Annotated in this window: 5 protein-coding genes; 2 read left to right on the top strand and 3 right to left on the bottom strand. The window is 41.7% G+C overall.

Annotated features, from left to right (window positions below):
- Positions 1-125: 125 nt before the first annotated feature.
- From lepA to CK510_RS24220, 3 genes are all read right to left on the bottom strand, one after another.
- Entirely contained in the window at positions 126-1,937 is a 1,812-nt protein-coding gene (gene lepA / locus CK510_RS24230) for a translation elongation factor 4 (protein WP_095724113.1), read from the bottom strand.
- A gap of 357 nt (positions 1,938-2,294) precedes the next feature.
- Complete coding sequence (locus CK510_RS24225; protein WP_095724112.1) at positions 2,295-2,699, bottom strand: ExbD/TolR family protein; 405 nt, start codon at positions 2,697-2,699, stop codon at positions 2,295-2,297.
- Positions 2,683-3,339, bottom strand: a complete 657-nt coding sequence (locus tag CK510_RS24220) for a MotA/TolQ/ExbB proton channel family protein (protein ID WP_095724111.1) — start codon at positions 3,337-3,339, stop codon at positions 2,683-2,685. Before CK510_RS24220 ends, CK510_RS24225 begins: the two co-directional genes overlap by 17 nt.
- 398 nt (positions 3,340-3,737) lie before the next feature.
- Between CK510_RS24220 and CK510_RS24215 the strand changes: the two genes are divergently transcribed.
- Both CK510_RS24215 and CK510_RS24210 read left to right on the top strand, forming a co-directional pair.
- A complete protein-coding gene (locus CK510_RS24215) occupies positions 3,738-5,438 on the top strand; it encodes an energy transducer TonB (RefSeq protein ID WP_095724110.1) in 1,701 nt (566 codons plus the stop codon).
- A gap of 643 nt (positions 5,439-6,081) precedes the next feature.
- Positions 6,082-6,351 carry a hypothetical protein gene (locus CK510_RS24210; protein WP_095724109.1) on the top strand — a complete coding sequence of 90 codons (270 nt, stop codon included), beginning with the start codon at positions 6,082-6,084 and terminating at the stop codon, positions 6,349-6,351.
- The last annotated feature ends 114 nt before the right edge of the window (positions 6,352-6,465 follow it).

The following is a 6,465-nucleotide window of genomic DNA, read 5'->3' as shown; positions in this document are numbered from 1 at the left end:
CAAGTTTTTGCGCCGTCTAATGGCAGTCGATTGATTTTACGATCAAAATTCCCTAACTCAGTGCTTACTTTTTGCCCCAATAAAATAAAGAGAGCAAACAACCGTTTGCCCCTACTGGTATGGTTCTATTGTTGATCTAATCGCAACACAGCCATAAATGCTTCCTGGGGAACATCAACCGTACCAACCGATTTCATCCGCTTCTTACCTTTAGCCTGTTTCTGCAATAGTTTCTTCTTGCGGCTAATGTCACCACCGTAACATTTCGCGAGTACGTCTTTCCGTAATGCGGGAATATGTTCACTGGCAATAACTTTACTACCAATTGATGCTTGAATTGGCACTTTAAATTGATGTCGGGGAATCAATTCTTTCAACTTTTCAGCCATCGATCTCCCTAAATTATAAGCTTTATCGCGGTGGACAATCATTGCTAACGAGTCCACAGGGTCGCCATTAATCATTATATCCAGCTTCACCAGTGGGTTTTCGCGGTAGCCAATTAGGTGATATTCCATACTTGCATAGCCGCGCGATCGCGATTTCATTTGGTCGAAAAAGTCCGTGACAACCTCTGCTAACGGTAATTCGTAGGTTAATGTGGTACGTCCCTGGGTTAGATATTTCATGTCTTTGAATATACCCCGACGGTTTTGTGACAACTCCATCAATGTCCCCACATATATCTCTGGTGTAATCATCTCAACTTTGACATAGGGTTCTTCGATATGTTGCCGTTCGTTGGGTGACGGTAAACGACTAGGATTGTCTATGTAAAGTTCTTCACCTTTGAGGGTAATGACCTTATACACCACTGAAGGAGCGGTAATAATCAAATCGAGATTATACTCCCGTTCCAAGCGTTCTTGGACAATTTCCATGTGTAGCAAACCCAAGAACCCACAACGGAATCCAAAACCCATTGCGCTTGATGTTTCCGGTTCAAAGTGCAGTGCTGCATCGTTGAGACTAAGTTTATCTAATGCTTCCCGCAAATCCTCAAATTGATCGGCATCAATGGGGAACATGCCGCAAAATACCATCGGATTCGCTTCTGCATAACCCGGTAAAGCTTCAATTGATTTAGCACTGGATAGGGTAATTGTGTCTCCAACCCTGGCATCTCCAACAGCCCTAATTGAGGCAGATAAATAGCCTACTTCCCCAGCGTGGAGTTCATCAACTTGTTTTTGGGTGGGTGCAAGTATGCCAATTTCGTCAATCTCAAATTCCTTACCCGATGCCATCAGGTAAATTTTATCTTTTTTCTTGAGCTTGCCATCCATCACCCGGAAATAGACAATTACTCCTCGATAACTGTCGTAATAGCTATCAAAAATCAAAGCACGTAACTTATCATTGACGGTATCTTTTGGAGGTGGTACTTTCTCCACAATGGTTTCGAGAATTTCGTCAATTCCGATACCTTCCTTTGCAGAAGCGAGAATAGCACCACTACAATCCAAACCGATAATTTCCTCGATTTCCCCAGCTACCCGACTAGGTTCTGCCCCAGGTAAGTCAATTTTATTTAAAACTGGGATAATTTCTAAGTCATGTTCCAAGGCTAAATAAACGTTTGCCAAGGTTTGTGCTTCTACACCTTGCGATGCATCCACGACTAACAAAGCCCCTTCACAAGCTGCGAGACTGCGGGATACTTCATAGGAAAAATCCACATGTCCGGGGGTATCAATTAAATTCAGTACGTACTCTTGACCATCTTTTGCCTTGTAATTCATCCGGGCAGCTTGCAGCTTAATTGTAATGCCACGCTCCCGTTCCAAGTCCATATTATCGAGAAACTGTTCCTTCATTTGCCGTTGTTCCACAGTTCCTGTAACTTGTAACAAGCGGTCAGCGAGGGTAGATTTTCCGTGATCGATGTGGGCAATGATGCAAAAGTTGCGGATGCGAGCTGCGGGAACGTCAGTCATATACGTTAATTTGCTTTATTTAGCAACCAAGATAAAAAGAAGAATAGGCTTAATGTATTTTAATGCTTTATTCGTCAAAACGCTGTTATTGGAGATTTTTACCTGCCATGTCGAGCAGGAAAAAGAAAAACTCGAAAAAAGCAAGTGCGATCGCATTAGATAATAGGAGTGAAAATTAATCATGTGTAACCCATAACCTTTTTTTCGTAGTTTTTCACTCTCCCCCATTACCAAAGGTAACGCTCAATATCAAATATGCTAGCAGAACCAGCAAACCTAAATTGAACCTCTAATTGGTGATAAAGATGAGAAAATTCCCCTGGTTGCAGAGGAAGCTGATTTACTCATTATTTTTGATTAAGGTTTCTGAGTTGCGATCGCTAATTTTGCACCTTTAACCTGACGCACTTTATCCATGACGGTGACAATATTTCCATGTTCGACTTTTGCATCAGCATTAATTACAACCACTGATTCTGGATTTGTCCCCATCAATAACCGTATCTGTTCCGTTAAAGCTTCAGTTGTTGTTGGTTTTTTATTCAAACTTACCTGTCCGTTTTGCTCCACCGTCACAGTAATTTTAGTCGGAATTTGTGACTGCTGGGCGGTTGCAGCCTTAGGTAGATTCACGGGTAGTCCTTCCTGCCTAGTTAAAAATAATGTTGACATAATAAAAAATGTCAAAATCGCAAATATCACATCTATCATTGGCACGATATTTATCTGTGCAGGAATATCGGGTTCATCTGGTAGTCGCATAAGTCCTCTCTCCTCCACGTTCGTAGCGACGACGGAATAACAACTCTAGCTGTCCACCATATTCTTGGAGGAAAGCGATTTGACGCTGGTAGAATCCACGAAATGTGTTGGCAAATAAAAGTACAAAAATCGCCACAACTAGTCCTGATGCTGTAGATACCAGCGCTGCACTAATCCCACTGGTAACACCTTCTGTTTTCGTTCCTCCCACATCTCCCAAATTCAACGATGCAAACGAATCTATTAATCCTAAAACTGTTCCTAACAACCCGAACAAAGGTGCAAGAGCAATGATAGTATCAAATATATTGCTAAACCTCTTGAGGACAGGAATTTCTGCTTGTGCTTCGCTTTCCAAAGCCAGACGAAACTCTTCTGGATTCGCTTCTTCCAACTCCAATGCCGAAAGAAAAACCCGTGCAATTGGTAAATCTACATTTTTTCGCAGTTTATCCACTGCACCAACAACATTCTCCAGACGATAAAGATTCAGCACCTCACGCACTATCCGACTTTGACGAGTGTTGACGCGATACCAGAAACGAATCCGCTCTATAATTAATGCGATCGCAACCACACTAAAAGCTAGCAGGGGCCACATTACCACGCCACCAGCACTAAACAGCTTACTTATTCCCATCTTTTATCCCTAGGTGGTTAATAACTTAGACATTGATTTCTATGCTTGTCATAGCTATAAACGCTATAATTATCAATAAACAGTAAAACAAACCAAAATCCAAGTCAAGTGATTAATAAAACTTAATATTCAGACAAATACAACTTAAGTTATTTGTAAAATTTTACCTAATTACTCTACTTTGCTGAATTAAACCCATTAGACATCTCCGGAAAAGACGTAGAGATGTAGCAATGCTAGGTTTCTACAAAGGTTCTAGGAAACGCATCATTAAATTCGGTCGATGTCTATTATTCATAATCTTGGTGGGTAAAAAGTAGTATACGTTATTGCTTTACATTTCCGTTTAATTACTTTAATCTGTATAAGATTAGCGAAAATAAATATTAATTAAACTTATGAGTTTCTCCAGTATTGCAGTCGAGCAGCGAGAAAAAGAGTTTAAAGCACTCAAGTCATTTCTGACTTTTAGCACGATCGCATCGTTAGTGCTACACGCTGTTGTTCTTGCATCTGGTGTGGGCAATTTTTTGGTTCGAGTACCGGAACTAGAAGAAGAACCAATCGAATTGACTTTTGTGGAGCCGGAAGTTAAGGAAACACCCTTACCATTGGAGGAAAAGAAGCCAGAAAAGCTTGCTCTCGGTAATAATGCTGGAGAAATTATGACATCATCAGGGGGAAATTCTGGTGATGGTTCCGTTGCTCCCAAGGTGCAGACGCAAATCCCTGTAACTCCTCCAATTCCCCAACAAGAACCTGTTCAAGTTGAAAAGTCAGTCGAAAAACCAGTTGAAAAGTCGGCAACTACCCCAGTTCAAAAAATCGTCGAGAACTTCAAACCCCAACCAGGAAAAGAAGACTTCATAGTTTCTCAAAAACCTGTTAACACTACACCCAGAGAAAATACACCAAATCAAGATACCCAACCTTTTACCACGCCTGTATCAAAACAGACCGCACCCATACAATCATCTACGAATACGCAAAAGAGTAGTGAGAATCTAAGGAATACATTAGGCAGAATTCGAGATACTAGAGCCAGTGAAGCAAACACCGGAAACACGGGTAATGGTTCTTCCGAGTCTAACAGCCCAGCAGGAGGTGGTAATTCCCCCCTTGCCTTGGGAAATGGTACGGGGAATGGCACGGGTAATAATGGTGATGGGAATGGAAGTGGTACTGGAACGGGAAACGGCAATAGACCCGGAACCTCAGAACGCCGCAAACGGGAAATAGCGACAGCACCAACAGAAATCGAAAAACCAGGGCGTAACGGGAGTCCTGAAGGCTCCTTAGATGGGCGTGCAGCTTGTCGTGATTGTAAAGTGAAGTATTCTGATAGTGCTAGGAGACGAAAAGCAGAAGGAAGGGTAGAAGTAGCAGTTGATACCGACAAGGATGGAAATGTCACGAATGCGCGGGTTGTCAATTCTAGTGGCGATAGCGATTTGGATGAAGAACATCTCCGGCAAGCACGAGGATGGAAGTTAAAACCTTCTGAAGTTGGCAGAGAAGGAGTAAAAATAGCGACTGAATATTCCATACAAGGTTCGCGTCGCAATCGCGAAGTTCGCGAACGGCAACGGCAGCGAGCGGAAAAACAGAAGCAGCAACAAGTAGCAACATCTTCTACTGATAATAATTCTTCTCAGGAAACTCCCCGTCGCAGACGAAGGTTGGAAACTGTAAATAATAATCCAGAGCCTCAATCGACATCAAGAAGACAGAGAAACACAGACACATCCTCTTCAAGTTCCGAAGAGTCAAGAAGTAGTAGATTAAGCCGTCGCTTAAAGCGACAAACTCCGGTTAATACTGGGAACTCGGAAGAAACGACACCTCGACAGGCAAGAAGTTCCGAGAGAAATCGCAATGCAGAAAATAGTTCTGGAGATGAAGCACCAAGACGGAGAAGACGGGAAGTAACAGCCGACGTGAGAACATCAGGAACCCAACAAACTCCCATTCGTAGAAAAAGACGAAGTATAAATCAACCTAGTCAGCCATCAGATAGCGGTAGTAGGTTACGGAATGCCTTGCGTCGTAGTCAGGAATCTGCACCTGCGATCGCACCTAGTAGTGATGGGGGAGAATAACAAGTAATAGATGAATCATCCCTGCTATGGAGAGGGGTATGAATATTAATTTTCGGAGATGTCTACTAACTAGGATTGCGTTAGCGTAGCTTACCGTTGGCGTAGCCGCCCTCTTAGGGCTAGGGTAGGAGCTAGGTATCGCACGTAACTAAACTTCTTCAAAATCCAACTATCCTAGAATTAGCGCTCCACCAAAACACATGAAATTAAAAAATAAGCCAACTATCAAAGTAAAGTTTTCTTGCTAATGTAAATCATCTCGTTCTAACAGTGCTAACTTAATAATAGAAGCAAATAAAAAGCTTCCCTGACAGATAAAACAGTCAAGATAAGACTAAAAAGTCCAATTCGATTTAAGGAGAAAAAAACTGTTAAATCATCTGTCTCGTCAACTAACAACAACACCCAACTCGAAAGCTGATATTTCCTCATGATTGTAGTCCAGAGGGGGCTATGCGAACCGACAGAATAATTTCACACTTGTTGTGAAATTAAATCGGTGCAACCCTAAGTGGCAAAATATATGAGAGGGAATAATTTAGCAAATCGCAGCTTGGGTGTTTTTGTTTTTAGCTATCATTTGCTAATGACTTATTGATGGAAAATATCTGACAAAGATTGTAGCGATGACCGATTAGCCGATATGGTAAGTATCTTAGGTAGTTCAGAAGATGATGTAGCGATAAACATCGAAACAGTTTTGGGGCAACACTTAGTCAGAGCTTATAATTTACCTAGAACTAACAATGATTTGGAGCAGACTTTTGGAGTTTTACGTCATAGTGGTCGTAAAGTTGCGCCCTCATCACTCACTTGCGTTTTAGCTCAGTTAGAAGAGCAGGGCATGATTCAGCGTTTACCAATGCATATGACTCTCGTGCAAGCACAAGAATTATGGCATTATGAAATATAAACAAAGTGGGATATTCCTAGCTGGATGTTAGATTTTCTCCTAAATTGCGATCGCTTGTTTTTTCATATTACTATTGAACTAAGCAATTTCTCTTTTTTACCCCAAATATCTAAA

The organism is Brunnivagina elsteri CCALA 953 (assembly GCF_002289455.1).
GTDB classification, from domain to species: Bacteria; Cyanobacteriota; Cyanobacteriia; order Cyanobacteriales; family Nostocaceae; genus Brunnivagina; species Brunnivagina elsteri.
Note: the sequence above shows the minus strand (reverse complement) of the source record. Positions and strands in the feature narration are given on the sequence as shown.

Excerpts from the sequence above, each read along its gene's own strand:
- lepA (WP_095724113.1), bottom strand. The coding sequence starts at position 1,937 with ATGACTGACGTTCCCGCAGCTCGCATCCGCAACTTTTGCATCATTGCC.
- CK510_RS24225 (WP_095724112.1), bottom strand. The coding sequence starts at position 2,699 with ATGCGACTACCAGATGAACCCGATATTCCTGCACAGATAAATATCGTG.
- CK510_RS24220 (WP_095724111.1), bottom strand. The coding sequence starts at position 3,339 with ATGGGAATAAGTAAGCTGTTTAGTGCTGGTGGCGTGGTAATGTGGCCC.
- CK510_RS24215 (WP_095724110.1), top strand. The coding sequence starts at position 3,738 with ATGAGTTTCTCCAGTATTGCAGTCGAGCAGCGAGAAAAAGAGTTTAAA.
- CK510_RS24210 (WP_095724109.1), top strand. The coding sequence starts at position 6,082 with ATGGTAAGTATCTTAGGTAGTTCAGAAGATGATGTAGCGATAAACATC.